Origin of the sequence: Cohnella sp., assembly GCF_041640265.1 — a bacterium.
GTDB lineage: Bacteria > Bacillota > Bacilli > Paenibacillales > Paenibacillaceae > Cohnella.
The window spans coordinates 1-15,112 of the sequence record NZ_JBEQAP010000081.1 but is presented as its reverse complement, the minus strand read 5'-3'; the positions used below and the strand labels follow the sequence as shown (position 1 = coordinate 15,112).

General features: G+C 46.1%; 15 protein-coding genes. 4 read left to right on the top strand and 11 right to left on the bottom strand.

Annotation, left to right across the window (positions count from 1 at the left end; translation table 11 throughout):
- The 8 genes from ACESLK_RS28770 to ACESLK_RS28735 form a co-directional block, all read right to left on the bottom strand.
- Positions 1-74: helix-turn-helix domain-containing protein (locus ACESLK_RS28770; RefSeq protein ID WP_373233264.1), on the bottom strand; the 74-nt coding region annotated here is incomplete at its 3' end.
- 195 nt (positions 75-269) lie between these two features.
- Entirely contained in the window at positions 270-1,289 is a 1,020-nt protein-coding gene (locus tag ACESLK_RS28765; RefSeq protein WP_373233260.1) for an endo-1,4-beta-xylanase, read from the bottom strand.
- A 13-nt stretch (positions 1,290-1,302) separates the two neighbouring features.
- Positions 1,303-2,247, bottom strand: coding sequence for a carbohydrate ABC transporter permease (locus ACESLK_RS28760; RefSeq protein ID WP_373233259.1), 945 nt, complete (start codon positions 2,245-2,247; stop codon positions 1,303-1,305).
- Between the two features lie 15 nt (positions 2,248-2,262).
- Positions 2,263-3,237, bottom strand: a complete 975-nt coding sequence (locus ACESLK_RS28755) for an ABC transporter permease (RefSeq protein WP_373233258.1) — start codon at positions 3,235-3,237, stop codon at positions 2,263-2,265.
- Between the two features lie 106 nt (positions 3,238-3,343).
- A complete protein-coding gene (locus ACESLK_RS28750) occupies positions 3,344-5,044 on the bottom strand; it encodes a type 2 periplasmic-binding domain-containing protein (protein ID WP_373233257.1) in 1,701 nt (566 codons plus the stop codon).
- Between the two features lie 239 nt (positions 5,045-5,283).
- Positions 5,284-6,375, bottom strand: a complete 1,092-nt coding sequence (locus ACESLK_RS28745) for an RNA-guided endonuclease TnpB family protein (RefSeq protein WP_373233262.1) — start codon at positions 6,373-6,375, stop codon at positions 5,284-5,286.
- A gap of 149 nt (positions 6,376-6,524) precedes the next feature.
- A complete protein-coding gene (locus ACESLK_RS28740) occupies positions 6,525-8,252 on the bottom strand; it encodes a sensor histidine kinase (RefSeq protein WP_373233261.1) in 1,728 nt (575 codons plus the stop codon).
- A gap of 67 nt (positions 8,253-8,319) precedes the next feature.
- Positions 8,320-9,900 (bottom strand): response regulator, encoded by a 1,581-nt coding sequence (locus ACESLK_RS28735; protein ID WP_373233256.1) that lies wholly within the window; start codon positions 9,898-9,900, stop codon positions 8,320-8,322.
- 121 nt (positions 9,901-10,021) lie between these two features.
- On the opposite strand from ACESLK_RS28735, the gene ACESLK_RS28730 reads away from it, so the two are divergent.
- Genes ACESLK_RS28730 through ACESLK_RS28720 form a run of 3 tightly spaced genes read left to right on the top strand, consistent with a single transcriptional unit; the run spans position 10,022 to position 12,656 of the window.
- Positions 10,022-10,699, top strand: a complete 678-nt coding sequence (locus ACESLK_RS28730; RefSeq protein WP_373233255.1) for a GntR family transcriptional regulator — start codon at positions 10,022-10,024, stop codon at positions 10,697-10,699.
- Between the two features lie 17 nt (positions 10,700-10,716).
- Positions 10,717-11,805, top strand: a complete 1,089-nt coding sequence (gene uxuA / locus ACESLK_RS28725) for a mannonate dehydratase (RefSeq protein ID WP_373233253.1) — start codon at positions 10,717-10,719, stop codon at positions 11,803-11,805.
- Entirely contained in the window at positions 11,802-12,656 is an 855-nt protein-coding gene (locus tag ACESLK_RS28720) for an SDR family oxidoreductase (RefSeq protein WP_373233252.1), read from the top strand. Before uxuA ends, ACESLK_RS28720 begins: the two co-directional genes overlap by 4 nt.
- 70 nt (positions 12,657-12,726) lie before the next feature.
- On the opposite strand, the gene ACESLK_RS28715 is transcribed toward ACESLK_RS28720, so the two are convergent.
- Positions 12,727-13,164, bottom strand: coding sequence for a stalk domain-containing protein (locus ACESLK_RS28715; protein WP_373233251.1), 438 nt, complete (start codon positions 13,162-13,164; stop codon positions 12,727-12,729).
- 300 nt (positions 13,165-13,464) lie between these two features.
- Between ACESLK_RS28715 and ACESLK_RS28710 the strand changes: the two genes are divergently transcribed.
- Positions 13,465-13,680 (top strand): alpha/beta-type small acid-soluble spore protein, encoded by a 216-nt coding sequence (locus tag ACESLK_RS28710; RefSeq protein ID WP_373233250.1) that lies wholly within the window; start codon positions 13,465-13,467, stop codon positions 13,678-13,680.
- Positions 13,681-13,865: 185 nt separating this feature from the next.
- Here the strand turns inward: ACESLK_RS28710 and ACESLK_RS28705 are convergent, their stop codons facing one another.
- Both ACESLK_RS28705 and ACESLK_RS28700 read right to left on the bottom strand, forming a co-directional pair.
- Positions 13,866-14,399: a DUF402 domain-containing protein gene (locus tag ACESLK_RS28705; protein ID WP_373233249.1), complete on the bottom strand. Its 534-nt coding sequence runs from the start codon at positions 14,397-14,399 to the stop codon at positions 13,866-13,868.
- A gap of 342 nt (positions 14,400-14,741) precedes the next feature.
- On the bottom strand, positions 14,742-15,112 hold a 371-nt coding region (locus ACESLK_RS28700), incomplete at its 5' end, for a zinc ribbon domain-containing protein (protein ID WP_483862628.1).

The window sequence follows — 15,112 nt, the reverse complement described above, 5'->3', positions numbered from 1 at the left end:
AACATTTGGCGAATGAGGATGATCTGCTCGGTCGTTGGATAGAGACGAAAACGAAAGGCTTTGTGGTGTAGCATCTGAGTTTGCACACCCCCTTCTGCGAACGTAAATCCCCCTTTCATTATAGCACGTATGTTCGCATCTGAGGCAAAAGAAAATGCCGATTCATCCCCCTCTTACTTCGTTGAAGAGGGAGTCTTCTCGTCAAGATATGATAAAGCCGGACACCTGTGTAAGAGGTGATCCGGCTTACTCTACCTTTAATATATTGTTCAGCGTTTTGAATTCTGGTTCACGACACTCCAGAATGAGTCTTTAGGTTTGTGATTCTCGTCGAAGAGAAATGGCCAGTTTTTCCGCCCGCGAACCGGAAAGTCGTTCAGCCATGTATAATCGTCTGCGGCGCCCCAGAAAGTGACAGCGTCGATACTGTCCCGATACTCCCTAAGCAAATTAAACAGTGATTCATACCGCCCCGCTTGATTCTCCATCATTTCTTCGGTAGGGGCGACCAGATCCTCCCGCTTGTCATCAAAGCGGAATACCGACACATCAAGCTCAGTCAATTGCAGCCTTAGGCCAAGCGATGCATACTTCTCAATGGCAGCCCGGATATCATTCAATCCTGGATCATACAAATTCCAATGCGCCTGAAGTCCGACACCATGTATGGGAACACCTTGGTCAAGCAGTGATTTCACGAGATTATATATCTTGTCGCGCTTCAAGGGATTCGACTCGTTGTAATCATTGTAGAAGAGCAGGGCTTTAGGGTCTGCTTCGTGAGCGTACTCGAAAGCTTTAGCGATATAACTCGGTCCGGCAATGTCCAGCCATTTTGTTGATCTTAGAGCAACCGACTCTTCGTCGGTAATGACTTCATTGACGACATCCCAGGCATATATATCCTCTTTGTACCGATTTACGACTGTTTCGATATGTGATTTCAAGCGAGCAAGCAGCTTATCACGGCTAACCGGACTCCCATCGTCTTCTTGAAATAGCCAATCGCTCGTTTGATTATGCCAAACAAGCGTATGCCCTCTCATCTTCATTCCGTTCTTACTAGCAAACGCTGCGATTTTATCTGCTTCTTCGAACGTATAAGTATCCTCGGCTGGATGTACACTTACGAATTTCATTTCATTCTCTGCGGTAAGGCTGTTATAGTGATTAGCGATTAGATCCCCTGCTTGGATGATTGTACGCGAATTAACTGCTGCCCCAATATCGAAAAACCCTTTGAAAGCTTCGTACAACTTAGGGACGTTGCCATTTGCGCTGTTTCCCATTTCCTTTGCCTCCTTAACCTTTCACACCGCCTACAGTCATCCCTTTAACGAAATACTTTTGAAGAAACGGATAAACCATGATGATCGGCAAGGATGCCACAATTGTCATCGTTGCACGGATTGCGAACGGCGTTACCGTGTTTGCCCCTGAATTGTTCGCATTCGCGAACGCATCGCCTGCTGTCTTCGTCGTCAAGGAAGCGTTCGAGTTCTGAAGGATTTTCTGAAGCTCATACTGCAGCGTGCTAAGATCGATATTCGATGAATTGTATAAGAATACGTCAAACCATTGGTTCCATTGATAGACTGCCGTGAACAGCGCCACCGTCGCAAGCACGGGTACGCACAGCGGCAGAACGATGCTGAAGAATGTCTTGAAATCTCCCGCTCCGTCTATTCTCGCGGACTCCAGAATACTATCCGGAAGACCTTCGATAAAGGATCGAATAATGATTAGGTTAAACACTCCAATCAGACCTGGGAAAATATATACCCAGAAATTGTCGAGCAAACCCAAATCGCGGATCAAGAGGAAGTTGGGAATGAGACCTCCGTTAAAGTACATCGTCAGAATGAAAGCGACGGTAACGAATTTCCGAAGCACGTAATCCTGTCTGCTAATCGTGTACGCGACCATCGCTGAACAAAAAACGGTAAACACTGTACCGATGACAGTACGAAGAATCGAGATCAACGTCGCATGGAATATCGTTGCTTCTTTAAACACATAAGCATAGTTATCTAAAGTCCATATCCTCGGCAATAAATAAATACCGCCTTTAATCGAATCGGTCGCATTGTTGAGCGAAACGGCGGCCGTATTCAAGAAAGGATATAAGGTTACGATCATCAGAATGGTGAGAAAAATATAGTTGCAAATATCGAATATTTGGTCGCCGCGCGAAGATCTAATGCGGCTAGGCTTTCTTAACACAACTCCCGTGGCTGTATTAGCCATTATCTACCCCTCCTTCTAGAACAATCTGGACTCGCCCATACGTTTCGCAATATTATTCGCTGCGAACAACAGAATAAAGCTGACAATCGTCTTAAACATTCCCGCTGCGATAGAAAGCGAGAAGTTGCCTTGAGCAATCCCGTATTTCAGAACAAATATGTCAAGGTTCTCTGAATAATCGATGTTCATGCCGTTACCTAACAAGTACTGCGGCTCGAAACCCGATTCCAGCAAATACCCGATATTCATAATTAACAATACGATGATAACAGGTTTAATGCCCGGCAGCGTGACGTACCACATCCGTTTAATGCGGCCTGCTCCGTCCATCTCCGCAGCTTCATATTGCGCGGGGTCGATCATGGTCATTGCTGCCAGATAGACGATCGTATTCCATCCTACGTCCTTCCATACTGAGCTTGTTCCGAATATTCCCCAGAAGTATTCCGGAATACCGAGGAATAATATCTCCTCGCCTTTTTCCACGAAGCCAAACCGGAGCAGCAATTCGTTAATGATGCCATCGGGCGATAACGTTGTTTGAACGATACTCGCTGCGACAACCCATGAGATGAAGTGCGGCAAATAGCTTACCGTTTGAACGATCCGCTTAAATGCTACCTTACGCACCTCGTTTAAGAGCAAAGCAAGCGTTATAGCCGTAACAAACCCAAGCACGAGATTGATTCCGCTCATCGCAAGCGTATTTCTTAATACACGAATAAACCTCTCATCTTGAAACAGGAATTGAAAATGATCAAACCCGATCCATTTCTGATCGCTAAAATTCTTAGCCGGTTTATAGTCTTGAAAAGCGATTGTCCAGCCCCATAGAGGCATGTATTTAAATATAAACAACCACGCTAGGAATGGCACTGACATTAAGACCAGCACGCGTTGCTGCACTAGCTTCATAGCAAACAGCTTCAGTCCCGTCGGCTTCTTTGGCAACGCCAGGTTTGGCGTTAACAGTGTTGGTTTATTCTCCATCGTTTCTTTCTCCTTCCGGACTGAATCAGGTTAAACAGTAGGAAAGGCCGAACTTATGTGCGAGAAGCACGAGTAAGCCGGCCTTTCGCCTATTCCTAATTATTTATTACTTGGAGGCATCAATCAGCTTTTTCACTTCGTCTGTAGTCCATTTCTCGTATGCAGCTGTGTCAAGCTTGCTGAATGCATCAGTGTATTCCGTCCATACTTTCTCGAAATCAGCCGGTTTCGCAAGAACCAATTTCGGGAAGTATTTCTTCGTAATCTCATCTTTTTTCGTTTCCCATATTTGCTGCGCTGAGCCTTGCTCCTTCGGAATCCCCCATGATGGGTACCAAGGACGGGCATCTGGAGCAGCGAACATCTCGGAATACGTTTTAACGCCATATTTCTCAAGAATTAACTTGTCGCCATCGGTCAAGCCCATTTGGAATACTTCAGGCTGCATGCCAGGAGCAACCGCGTTACCATCCGGAAGCGTAGAGTTGGGAGAGTATAAAGGCCAGTTCCAGGAATAATACTTAAATCCGAACTTCTCATTGAATGGTTCATCAATCTTAGCGATTTGTTCAGCCGTGCGATACATCCGACCTTTATCGTCAACCTCGAACGTTTCTCCTTTAATGCCCCATTTTTGAAGAACTTGGTTCTCATCTGTTAAGAGATTATCCAAGTACTGGATAATGCGAGCTGGATCCTTCGCACTGACCGTGATTCCCATACCACGGTTCTTAACAAATCCCGGAGGATCAAGATATTGGTCCTTCTGTCCATCAAAGGTGACTGGCAACGGGAAGTAAACAAAATCATCTTGGGCTGGATCTGCTTTAGCTGCATCCTTCAGAGCGGCCTGCGCATTGCCGAACTGCCAGCCGTAATCGAAGAAGCCAACGACTTTATGAGAAGTTAATTTCGCCAAGTATTGGTCGTAGTTGTCTACGAAGGAAGCTTTATCGAACAAGCCTTGTGAATTCATATCATTCAGTTTCTGTAACCAACGCTTTGTCGCATCTGTAGCTGCATAAGTTTTCGCTTCATGAGTCGTCATATCGACGATTACATTGCCGTCATTCGGATAACCTTGCAAATGGTTCGGCGGGTTTGAGGTTGCGAAGAACCTCCAGTCATGCGTTAACGTAACCATTCCCGTTAAATCTTCGTCTTTATGTTTTTCTACGAAATTCTTAATGAGATCCATATAAGCATCAAGCGTAGTAATCTTCGGATAACCCGCTTCCTTCAGCACTCGGCGTTGTACCCAGAAGGCGCCTTGGTTAATATTCGGATCTGGAATATATTCACCGACCACGTTAGAGAAAGGCAGGAAATAAATTTTGCCGTCTGCCGCTTTCATTTGGTTGAAATACGGACCATAAACGCGCTTGATATTCGGACCATGCTGTTCAATCAGGTCGTCCAATGCGATGAATGCACCAGCATCGAGAATCTTGTCAATTGCAGCGTCCGGTATCATAACATCCGGATACGCGTTAGAAGCAATCATCGTCCCGATTTTTGTATTCAGATCGCCTACTAAGTGCTCAATCTTAAAGTTGACGCCCGTTTGATCCTCGAGAATTTTACCGATTGTCGTCTCATTGGTGTTAATATCCTTAGCTGCTGCAACTCCGTTAAAATAAGAAAATGTGACTTTCTCGACTGGTTTAGTCGTATCACCAGATGCCGATGCTTGAGGACTGCCAGCACTGTCTGACGGTTTGGCGTCTGCGTCATTGTTCTTGTTTGAGCATGCCGAAGTTATAATCATTACTGCGGCCAAACAACCCAATAATAATTTCTTTGCCACTGTTTTTCGAGCCCCTTTCAAACCTATTATGTTTTTGTAAGCACTTTCATTATAGGAAATTCAGGAGCTATTGTTTACCCCGCAAACTATAGTTCATACTGTAAAAAGCATATATCAACAACTCGTGACTTAAGTCACGAGCTTGTAACTGCCCGGAAGTGAGAACGGCTGGCAGCCTCCTTCCTTAAAGGTGGCGTTACGATAGGCAGGTTGACGACAGCCCCATTGCACAGGTATACCTATGCAACCACTTCGGCGAGGTACTCGATTCCCTTGCGCTGAAGATTCATGGCCCCGATGCGATCATCATTCGAGCGGTAGGAGCATGCCTTGCAACAGAAAAGATGCTTTTTCTTGTTCCGATTCGCTTTCTTCGTGTGACCGCATTTCGGGCAGCTTTGCGACGTGTATCGCGGATCGACGACAATTACCTTGGCGCCATACTTGATTGACTTATACTCGATCATCTTGCGTAACTGATAGAACGCCCAGGATACCGTTACATAGCGGTCCTTCACCCGAACACACTCTGTAGCTCCTCGAACGCCGGTCAAGTCTTCCACAACGAACAAGGTGTTGGCTCCATATTGATGAACGAGTGCCTTCGATACACGGTGGTTCACATCCGTCATCCAGCGGTTTTCTCGCTCTCCGATTCGTTTTAATCTTCTTCTGGCTGAAGCAGTTCCGACTTGTTGGAGTCGTTTACGCATGTGTTTGTATTTCGATCGCTTGTCCTTGATCGGTCTGCCAGAGAAGAACAAGCACTTCCCTTGCGAGTCATAGCTAGTCACAACAAAGTGAATGCCCAAGTCCACGCCGACGACTTCATGCAAGAAGGGCTCGGACACATCATCCACATCTTTAGTCATCGGAATATGCAGGAAGAACTTGCCCCGCTTGTGGATCAGCTTTGCGGTGCCGAATCTCCAGGTCCCGTCGAAGTAGGCTTCCATGCCTTTCTTCTCAAAAGGCACCTTGATCCGGCCATTTAGCGTGTTGACGGAGAAAGTCTGTTTGGTCAAGGAGTAGTCCCGGTTCCATACGAGGTCATATTCCGGTTTCTTGAATCTTACCTCTGTCCAGGAGTGGCGATTGCCGGCAAGAGACTTGTAACGCGCTAACACCGTGATGATTACGGACTGGGCCATTTGCGAACGCAGTGAAAAGGTAGAACGCAGTTCCCGGTAAGTCAGCAGATGCAACATTGCCTTGGAGCGTTCGTTCTTTTCAAACACCTGTTTGGAGACAAAGTTGCAGGCATGACGGTAAGCCTGTAGCGTCTGGTGTAATAACGCTATCTGTTCAGGCGTTGACAGTGTGATTTCCAAATTCTGACTCAATGTTTCATACGGGGGGAGGGACGAAGGAGGGACTTTGAGAGATAGACAGGAGCAAGAGAAACACAAATTCCTCTCATGACTGAAGTCAAAAGCATCCATTACGTTAAGAATAGAAGATGACTGAAATAACGATTAGCTTAATCTACCGGAACTCTGAGACGAATGAATGTACCTTGTCCAAGCCCGCTCTCAATCAAAAACTGGAAACGGTCGCCATAGATCAGCTTCATACGATAAATGACGTTTTGAACACCGACTCTCTCTCCGATCTCTTCCTCGCTTTCCAAATACCCATAGAACTGCTTCACTTTTTCCTCATCCATGCCGATCCCGTTGTCTCTAATCGAGAATACAAGCTCACTGTCTTCTCGTTCAATTCGCACGTCGATTCTGCCTCCATGCTTGAGCGGCTCTATTCCGTGTATGCTGGCATTCTCCACAAAAGGTAAAAACATCATCTTCGGAATGGTACAAGCTCTAGCGGAAGGATCGATATGAATCTGATAGTGCAGCCGATCCTCGAATCGGTACTTCTGAATTTCCAGGAAACAAACGATAAATTCCATTTCCTCGCTCACTGCTACCCGATCCTTGCCCCAAGTCAGCGAAGTTCTGAATATTTTGGCCATATTGTGAATGATTTTGGCCGTTTCTGTCTCGTCCTTGATCAAGCTGCGCATCCGAATTGTCTCCAGCGCGTTAAACAGGAAGTGGGGGTTAATTTGGCTTTGCAGCGCATTCAGCTGCGCTTTCCTGCGTTCAAGCTCTAACGATTTCGTCTGAATATCCGCGACATATACATCGTCGATCAAGCTTTTCACTTGAATGGTCATCCGATTGAATTCGCTCGTTAATTGTCCGATTTCATCCAGATATTCTCCTTGCTTGATCGTATCGAAGTTTTGATTTTTCACTTTCTTCATATGTCTGAGAATTTGTACTAACCGTACATTCAACGAATGTGTAATCCAAAGGATGATCAGCGTAGGAATGATTATATTGATGCAGGCTAATCCAATGACGAACTCCCGTGATTGACGTACTTCCTTCAGTACCTCCTCTTCCGAGATCGTGCCAATAATACGCCAGCCTTCCAAATAGCTCACGTAGGAATATTCAGCTTTGAACTCTATCGAGTCGGATGGGAACTCTAATGACTGATAGGCAACCGATTCTTTCCGCCAATCCACTGCCTTGTCAGTCGTATATTCGATTAGTCCTTTATCGTTGACTAAATAGATGGTGCCTTGCAAATTTAGATTCCGAAAAATTTGTTCGATCGAATTTGTCTTCAAATCGATTTTGAGGTACTTCTTCCACTGATTAAGGGATTCATAATAGTTCATTTCACGAATGACGCTGAACGTATCATGATTCGCAGCCTTGTCGTTGTTGGAATAGATGTCCTCCTGCTGTGTTCGAATGAAGATGGGGTGAGAAGATTTCCTTTCCTCCAATAACTGATACCAATCCGATTGTTTAACTTCATTCGATAGGAACCCGATGCCGCCTGAATGCAGCATAGTCGGATTCTCGACATAGATTTTGATATTTTGGACGGAGGTGTACACGGGAGTGTAGCTATTCAGTATTCTACGGAAATAGGAGTCATAGGCTTCAATGTAATCGGCAGGTTCCTGATAGTCGGTTTCTAATATTTGGTTTAAGTTATAGTCCGTATAGAACACCCATGATAACGTTACAGCGTCCTCGATTTCGGATCGAAACTCGTTATTGATCTGTTCGACTGCTCGCGAAATATCCTTCATCCGTTGATTTTTGACATTATTCGTCGTGACATTATAGAAAATAACATTCGTTAATACGATTGGAAGGAAAACAGAAAAAATATAGAGGATCAGCATCTTATTCCGAAGTCGAACATTATTCAGATTCAGGCTCAGCTTCACATGGATAATCCCCTTTCAGCCCTTACAACAATTTATTGCGGTACTCCGAGGGCGTCATTTGTTCAATCTTCTCGAATTGGGTTACGAAATAGTCTGCATTGCTGAACCCGACCTTCTCGGCAATTTCATAAATTCGCATATCCGATGACTGACGCAACAGTCTCTTGGCTTCATTCACCCTAATCTGCAATAAAAAATCGTTGAAATAAACGCCGTATGTCTTCTTAAACAGCTGTCCGAGGTACACAGGATTGATATAGAATTGTGCAGCGATGCTCTTAAGGCTGATGTTGCTGGAATAGTTAACCTCAATGTAGCAGCGGATTTTATGGATGCCTCCCCTTGCCTGTTCCTTCCGCAGCTCGGCGATGTAACGCTGACTCTCACTGGTGAAATCGGAGAAAAGCCTTTTTAACTCGCCTAGTGAAAGGTTCAGATCGTGCCAGCCAACTATAGGCGCAAAGGAGTTAAGCGTTTGTTCATCCCCGCCCATGTCGCGGATGGCTTTAGTGACACCGAGTACGCACTGGTGAATGTTCATCTTAACGGCTTCAGGAGCATAGTACTTTAAGCGAAAATTTTGAAACAATACGTCTATGACACCTTTAACAGCTTCCTCCTGCATTTCTTCAATCTGCTCAATAAGTCGGTTAAACCCGTTGGGGTCGATCCCGACATAATTTAATGGATTCGCTCTCACCTGATCATAGATAACGATGCGGCTGTCATCATGGACATATTTGTACAGAAGTGCTTCCTTTGCGGTCCGATACGATTGCTGGATATCCGACAGGCTATTGACTGGTGACCCGGCATAGAGAAATACACCCCCACCCGCTTCGGCCGACAGCTTCTCTCGAAGCTTTGCGGCAAATATCGCGATATTCCCTTCGAAGGAGGCTAGGACACGATCATGCACAAGGATGCCAATCCGATTTCGGTGCTCATGCAAGTAGATCGACTGATCACCGGCGGTCAGGTGCAGCAACTCCTGCTGAACTAACTCCTTGAAACGAACGAGGGATATTTGCTCTCCGGACGGCAGCCATGGATGGTTGTCGTTCAGCTCCGCGAAGAGATAGAACAAGCGATCCGCCTTGCGCAGCATCAATCGATGCTCCCACTCGGCAACGAAAGCATCCTCTGCCTCGCCGAGGATGAGCGATTCGATCATGGCGCCAGTCATCAAACGTTCATTGCGTATGCGTTCCAACCGCTCCCGGTTGAGCCGATCGTTCAATTTCCGCAGCGTATCCGAAAATTCTTTCTCATCGATCGGTTTAACTATGAAGTCGTGTACACCGTACCTTACCGCCTGCTGAGCATATTTGAAATCGTGATAGCCGCTGATGATGATGAACACCGGATTTGCTTCACTCTCATCGACGATGCGGCGTATGAGCTCCAGACCGTCAAGTACGGGCATGCGGATATCCGTGATGACCACATCGGGCCGGACACGCTCGATGAGGTCAAGAGCATCTTCACCGTTGTCGGCTTCATCCACGATTCGAAAACCGCAAGCCTCCCAATCGATCAGCTTCATCAAGCCTTTTCGCGTAAATACTTCGTCATCGACTAGAATAGCGCTATGCAAATGCATCTATTTTCCCCCATTCGTTCAGCAGTGTTATATCGTTTTTAATTGGTAAAATAGACACTACCATACTACCATACAAGTGTGTTAGTATGGTAAAAAAAATATTAAGAAAGGAGGTTAAACAATGGCTTGGAGTACGCCGTCCCAGTCGGGTTCCGCAGGGAATACTGTCCATAGCCGATTGAAGCAGCAGATCTTGAATCTGGAGCTTCTGCCGGGAACAGCCTTATCAGAGAAGGAAACCTCCGCGGTTTTCCAAACGAGTCGTACCCCTGTCAGGGAAAGCTTCGTGCGCCTTGCCCAGGAAGGTTTGGTAATCGTTCTCCCTCAACGGGGCACTCAGGTATCGCTTATCGACTCCGAGCTCGTCGAGGAAGGCCGCTTCATGCGGGAGCAACTAGAGAAAGCAGTCATCCGGCTTGCATGTGAGCATTTTCCGGAAGAGATGCTTACCTCATTGGATACAAATCTAGACATGCAGTTAGAATGCATCAACAAGCAGGACAACCTGCGAATGTTCGAGCTGGATGAAGCCTTTCATCGCACCTTGTTCGAAGGCTGCCGCAAGCTTGGAACCTGGGCCGTTATTCAGCAGATGAACTACCACCTTAACCGGAGTCGAAGGCTGTGGCTGTTCGCCGATCAGAATTGGTCCCCTTTGTACGAGCAGCATAAGGAAATGGTTGAATCCATTCGAAAGCGCCAGCCCGACCAAGCTGAAAGTGTAATGAGAAAGCATTTGAACCTGGGGCTATCGAATATGTCCGTGTTGAAGGCTAAGTATCCAAATTATATTAAATAAAGGCAGGTGATGACTAGATGCGCATGGTATTTCGTTGGTTCGGCGAAGGAAACGATACGGTATCACTTGAGCAGATCAGACAAATTCCCGGTGTAGAAGGTATCGTATGGGCATTGCATGACTGCCTTGCAGGTGAAGAATGGCCTATGGATCGCATAATGAACGTTCGGGATCAAGCGTTGCGGGCAGGACTACATACCGAGGTCGTAGAGAGCGTAAACGTTCACGAGGACATCAAGCTGGGCTTACCGACTCGGGATCTCTATATCGAGAAGTATGTCCGCACGATCGAGAAGCTCGCACAGGTCGGAGTCAAAGTTATTTGCTATAATTTCATGCCCGTATTCGATTGGGTGCGAACGGACCTGCATAAGAGGATGGACGATGGTTCAACCGCATTGTTCTATGAAAAAGTCAAAACGACAGATACGGATCCAAGCGAGCTTGTTAAGAGCATTATGAATAATAGCGATCTAAGCATGCCAGGCTGGGAGCCGGAACGGCTCGCCCACCTGACTGCATTGTTTGAATCGTACCGGGATGTGACAGAGGAAGATCTCTGGCGCAATTTGGGTTATTTCCTCGATGCCATTATTCCGGTCGCGGAGCGCTGCGGCATTCAGATGGCTATCCACCCGGACGATCCGCCATGGCCGATCTTCGGGTTGCCGCGCATCATGACAAGCCAAGCAAACTTGCGCAGATTTCTGCAGCTGCATGACAGTCCGGCAAACGGCATCACACTCTGCAGCGGCTCGCTCGGGGCTAACCCTAGCAACGATATTATCGCGATGATCCATGAATTCGCGGAACGTATTCCTTTCACCCATATTCGTAACGTTCGTGTCTACGACAATGGAGACTTCATTGAAACCTCTCATCGCGCACAGGATGGAACCGTTGATATTACAGGCATCGTGAAGGCGTATCATAATGTGAATTTTGCAGGCTACTGCCGACCGGACCATGGAAGGCACATATGGGACGAAGAGTGTCGACCGGGATACGGTCTGTATGATCGTGCACTCGGTATCATGTATTTATGGGGTGCGTGGGATACGTTGGAGAGAACAAAGCAGCAGAGTGAAAAGAGGAATCTATCATGAGGCAATGGCCGATGCATCCTTCCTTATTAGGCAAGGTAGTCGTTATCACGGGAGGCTCCGGCATTCTCTGCCGTGCGATGGCTTTCGAGCTTGCCCGGCAAGGTGCTAAGATTGCGATTCTGAATCGTACGGTTCAGAAAGGCGAAGAGATTGCCGAGAAAATCCGCCATAACGGATATGAAGCGATAGCCGCAGCATGCGATGTTACCGATGTGGACAGCGTGCGTGAAGCCGAAAGAGTTGTGCGCGAACGGTTTGGTCCTTGCGACATTCTCATTAACGGAGCAGGCGGTAATCAGCCTAGTGCGAATACAACAAGAGAAACCTTTCAACCGGAAGACCTAGATATCCCTAACGTTACAACCTTCTTTGACTTGAGCGTACAGGGCTTTCGCAGCGTTCTGGACCTGAATTTCATCGGCACGCTTATTCCGACACAAATATTCTCCAAAGGGATGATTGGACGAACAGGCTCGAGCGTCATTAACCTCTCTTCTATGAGCGCCCCTAGTCCGATGACGAAGGTACCCGCATACAGCGCTGCCAAGGCTTCCGTCAACAACTTCACCCAATGGCTCGCTGTACACCTCGCCGAGTCTGGCATACGTGTCAACGCCATCGCTCCCGGATTCTTCCTCACTGAACAGAATCGGAGCTTGCTCACTCAACCCGATGGCATGTTAACCGAACGTGCCCACAAGATTATAGCTCATACACCGATGAGACGTTTTGGTGAGCCGGACGATTTAATCGGGACATTGCTGTGGCTTGCAGATGAAACATCTTCCGGCTTCGTCACCGGTACAGTCATTCCAGTCGACGGAGGCTTCATGGCTTATTCGGGAGTTTAAGTCTGCAAGGGGAAAAAAGTAAAGAAGCGCCAGCTAGCACTTAGCGGGCGCTTCTTACTTATAGATAGATTTACATGTCCATCATCATCGGATTAACTAAGTATTTCTCGATAAAATCTTTGGTTACATAGGTCGTGTTTTTCATGATCATCGGGGCATGCGTTAACATCATCTTGTCCATGCCGACCATGAAATCTTTATTTCCAGGCATCAATGTAATCATGTACATCTTTGGTTTCATTTCCATGTCCTTCACTTCCATGTCTTTCATTTCTTCCATCATTATTTCCTTAGTCAGCGTAATGCCATCCGCTTTGCTCCAATTGACGGTGTACCCAAGAGATTTCGCGATCTGACGCAGCGGTACCCAAGTTTCCCCATTCTTCTCCATCATAGTGAATTTTGAATAATCCACTTTCATTGACATCTCGGCTGCAGATGTAAGCCCCGGGATCAACAGAGAAGCGGCTAGCAGGGATACGGCCATCATTTTAATCGTTTTGTTCACGAATATTCCTCCTTGAAGCTTTAATAACAACACCTTCAATTTAAACCTAGGTTGTTATGAGAGGCTAATCAATTTATTAACAAAGTCTTACATTTGTTCTAAGTATTTAGTTGTTTCATCCATGTGGCTTGGGCTCTCTATTTTTCAAAGAAATTAAAGTCGTAAGTTTTCGGCTGGACTCCCGCCGCCGACTACCTTCAGATTCGACCTCACGGTCGACATCTTGAAACAGTGGAAGGCATTTGTATAGGAGAAAACTCAGGGAAGCATAATACACGGTAAAAAGTGGAGGTGAGACTTTTGGCAAATAATCAACTCGTAGTTCAACAAGCTCAGAAAGCTTTAGAACAAATGAAGTTCGAAACCTGCCGGGAACTTACTATCCCGATTCCGGAAGATGGTTACTACGGTAATATGACATCCCGAGACGCCGGACGTATCGGTGGAAACATCACTCGACGTTTAGTCCAGATGGCTGAGCGGCAATTGGCGGGGCAATCGAATAATTTTAGATGAATGAAAGAGAGCAGCGGGCTGATTGCCTACTGCTCAGTTTTTTGTAGGTGTTCGTTTAAAATAACGTCTTAGGCTCCCACTCTTTTATTGTTTGTTCAACATACTGCAACCTCTTATTACAGTCGCATATAAAAATATAATGCCAATAGTACGCTTCAATTTCATCACCATTCCCTAAAGCTTATTTATGATTTAGAAACAAACCGTGTTTGTATTTTGGGAATCCACCGCTGTAACGTGCCATCGAATGGGTATAGTTTTCTTTCGATCCGTTCCTGAAGTTGGAGCAATTCTTGTCGAGCACTGTTGATCAACTCTAGGGGATAAGAAAATTGGATAGAATGGTTCTCAAACTCATCTTCATCGACCACTTTCCAAATCCCGTCCCTATACACGTAATCCAGATCTAAGTCGACAAAAGAGACTACATCGTTCACAAGTTTAGCGGGCTGGTTAATGTTACAGTAGTATTGATAAATCTTCCCGTGCCGAATATCTCCGCTAACCGTAAACCAATCAACGAACGAGAAATACTCCAATGTCCAGTTGTTAACTTCGAAATTCTTACCTTTTGAATGATGCTTTAACTTACGACCGTACTCTCCGAGCACAAGAACATATGTATCGGTTTGCTCCAAAAGAATGGTTTCCCATTCATAGTGCAGTCTATTTCCATATTTATAAGCTTGAATGGTGATCCGTTTTAAGTTGTCTTGCACCTGCGGTCCTCCTAATCGAGTTATAGTCGTGTATTGATTCACCACTTTCCTTTCCAGTTCCAAATAAGCCGCCCTTGGTTGAACATTGAGAATATTGATAATAACAATAAAGCAATTCCCAGAATCAAATACGATTCCTTACCCTCATAAGAAATCATGAGGATACGTTCCACATGTTTGACGTACCAGAGTTGGGACCATCGCTGAATGGATAAGCGAACATAAAAGGTAGTATTCCAATAATGGTCCCACCCGAAAATCAGTAATAATGAATACTCCCACCACTTACCTCCGCTGACATTCCGGTTGAATGGGGGGTCTCTGGTGTGTCATTCGTACCTGCTACCGAATGCTTAACACCAGTGGAGTTGACACGTTGACGGACTGGTTACCGTCCAACCCCGCTATCCCATAAGCTATTGCTGTTGGGACTACTTTTCGCAAAATATTCGCTGCGCCGTTTACATCAGCGTTGATTAAGCTCTTCAAGCTCCTGTATAAGCCGCGATAAACCCGTGTTCCAGAAAACGTTCCTGCTTGGCCTTCTCCATACACAGGCAAAGGATCACCATCCAGAAAACTAGCTTTCGATGTATAAGCTTCCTCTGTGAATTGTACGGCAATGCCATGCTGCGCGGCTTTGTATCGGATCATGGACTTCAACATGTGATGAGGGATGTGACAGAAGGATTGGTTCGTTCGTTTACCCATGT

Bases quoted from the DNA above. Each gene is read 5' to 3' on its own strand.
- ACESLK_RS28760 (WP_373233259.1), bottom strand. From the start codon at position 2,247: ATGGCTAATACAGCCACGGGAGTTGTGTTAAGAAAGCCTAGCCGCATT.
- uxuA (WP_373233253.1), top strand. From the start codon at position 10,717: ATGCGCATGGTATTTCGTTGGTTCGGCGAAGGAAACGATACGGTATCA.
- ACESLK_RS28765 (WP_373233260.1), bottom strand. From the start codon at position 1,289: ATGGGAAACAGCGCAAATGGCAACGTCCCTAAGTTGTACGAAGCTTTC.
- ACESLK_RS28755 (WP_373233258.1), bottom strand. From the start codon at position 3,237: ATGGAGAATAAACCAACACTGTTAACGCCAAACCTGGCGTTGCCAAAG.
- ACESLK_RS28720 (WP_373233252.1), top strand. From the start codon at position 11,802: ATGAGGCAATGGCCGATGCATCCTTCCTTATTAGGCAAGGTAGTCGTT.
- ACESLK_RS28740 (WP_373233261.1), bottom strand. From the start codon at position 8,252: ATGCTGATCCTCTATATTTTTTCTGTTTTCCTTCCAATCGTATTAACG.
- ACESLK_RS28735 (WP_373233256.1), bottom strand. From the start codon at position 9,900: ATGCATTTGCATAGCGCTATTCTAGTCGATGACGAAGTATTTACGCGA.
- ACESLK_RS28730 (WP_373233255.1), top strand. From the start codon at position 10,022: ATGGCTTGGAGTACGCCGTCCCAGTCGGGTTCCGCAGGGAATACTGTC.